The following is a 290-nucleotide window of genomic DNA, read 5'->3' as shown; positions in this document are numbered from 1 at the left end:
AGTTCGTTTTAGTTTACTTAATTTTAAAATCACTTTAAATAATAAAAATAAAAAATATAAAAGTAAAAATACTACATATCCTATAACAAACTTATTAGACAATGAATCATCAATGTCCTTAACTAAAATAACTGCATTAAAAATTGTGCTTATTAAAAATAATACATTAAGAATTAAATTATGTTTCTTCATCATATTTCCCCCATGGGTTTACAAAGTTGAATATAAATAAATTATCTCAAATATTAAAAATAATAGTTAATGGTAATTAATTCCTTATGCAACTAAAC

General features: G+C 19.7%; 1 protein-coding gene. It reads right to left on the bottom strand.

The window, feature by feature from the left end; translation table 11 throughout:
- The coding region (locus CN514_RS19670; RefSeq protein WP_141529431.1) for a hypothetical protein at nucleotides 1-192 on the bottom strand (192 nt) is incomplete at its 3' end.
- Between the last annotated feature and the right edge of the window lie 98 nt (nucleotides 193-290).

The organism is Bacillus sp. AFS001701 (assembly GCF_002559405.1).
Lineage (GTDB): Bacteria > Bacillota > Bacilli > Bacillales > Bacillaceae_G > Gottfriedia.
Note: the sequence above shows the minus strand (reverse complement) of the source record. Positions and strands in the feature narration are given on the sequence as shown.